1 protein-coding gene is annotated in these 1,298 nt (G+C 70.9%); it reads left to right on the top strand.

Annotation, left to right across the window (positions count from 1 at the left end):
* A partial coding sequence (locus KDM41_18210) for a DUF1349 domain-containing protein (protein MCB1185358.1) occupies positions 1 to 1,298 on the top strand: 1,298 nt, incomplete at both ends.

The raw sequence follows: 1,298 nt of genomic DNA, 5'->3' as shown, positions 1-1,298 counted from the left end.
TGGACGTGACCGCCGTGGGCGGCGGTTCGGTGACCCTCTCGCCCGCCGGCGGCACCTACAACGCCGGCACCGTGGTGACGCTCACGCCGGTCGACGCGGTCGGCATCGCCTTCACCGGCTGGTCGGGCGACCTCACCGGCGCGGCCGTGCCCGAGACCCTCGTCATGGACGCCAACAAGGCCGTCACCGCGACGTTCGCCCCGATTCCGCAGTTCACCCTCACGACCGACGCCACACCCGGCGGCGGCAGCGTGGTCCTCGACCCGCCCGGCGGCGTCTACAACCAGGGCACGGCGGTCCAGGTGACGGCCGTCCCCACCGTCGGCTACGCCTTCGACGGCTGGAGCGGCGACCTCACGGGCACCGTCAACCCCGAGACCGTCATCGTCGACGCGAACAAGTCGGTCACGGCCACCTTCTCCGTCATTCCCGAGTACGCGCTGACGGTCAACGTCGTCGGCATGGGCACGGTCGTGCCGGTGCCCGACCAGGCCCTGTACTACGCGGGCACCGCGGTCGAGCTGACCGCCACGGCCGCTCCGGGCTGGCAGTTCGCCGGCTGGAGTGGCGACCTCACGGGCACCGCCAACCCCGACACCGTGGCCATGGTCGCGGCCCGGACCGTCACCGCTACCTTCGTCGAGGTGCTGCCGGTGCTGGTCGACGACGACTTCAACGGCTGCGAGCTCGATCCCATGTGGACTTTCGTCGACCCCTTCGGCGACGGCGGCACGGTCGAGATCGTGAACGGCTACACCGACGATGCGCAGGTGGCGATCACCGTGCCCGGCGGCCTCGAGCACGAGATCTGGAACGGCGTCATCGGCGCCGTGCACATCCTGCAGCCGGCCCAGGACATCGACTTCACCATCGAGGCCAAGTTCGAGGCCGACCTGCCCGAGTTCTTCGCCCAGGAGGGCATCCTGGTCAAGCAGGACGACTCCATCTGGGTGCGCGCCGAGTTCTTCCGCGATCATCTCGGCCTGCTGCGCGTGGCCGTCGACCGCGGCCCGGCGCAGATCACCCACGACGTGTACCTGCCGCCCGAGGTGCAGGCCTCGCCCCTGTGGATGCGCCTGCAACGCACCGGCTCGACCTGGATCCACAGCTGGTCGGCCGACGGCGTCAACTGGACCGAGGCCGGGACCTTCCCCTACACGATGACCGTCAACGAGATCGGCCTGTTCGCCGGCAACCGCGGCAACGACCCGCGCGCCCACACCGTCTACGTGGACTACATCACGGCCACGCCGGGCGCCCCCGCCGGCGAGGACGCCGCCCGCGCGCCCCTCGACGTC

The sequence above is a fragment of the bacterium genome (assembly GCA_020440705.1).
Lineage (GTDB): Bacteria > Krumholzibacteriota > Krumholzibacteriia > LZORAL124-64-63 > LZORAL124-64-63 > JAGRNP01.
The sequence above is the reverse complement of the archived record's forward strand: the minus strand, read 5'-3'. Positions and strand labels throughout refer to the sequence as shown.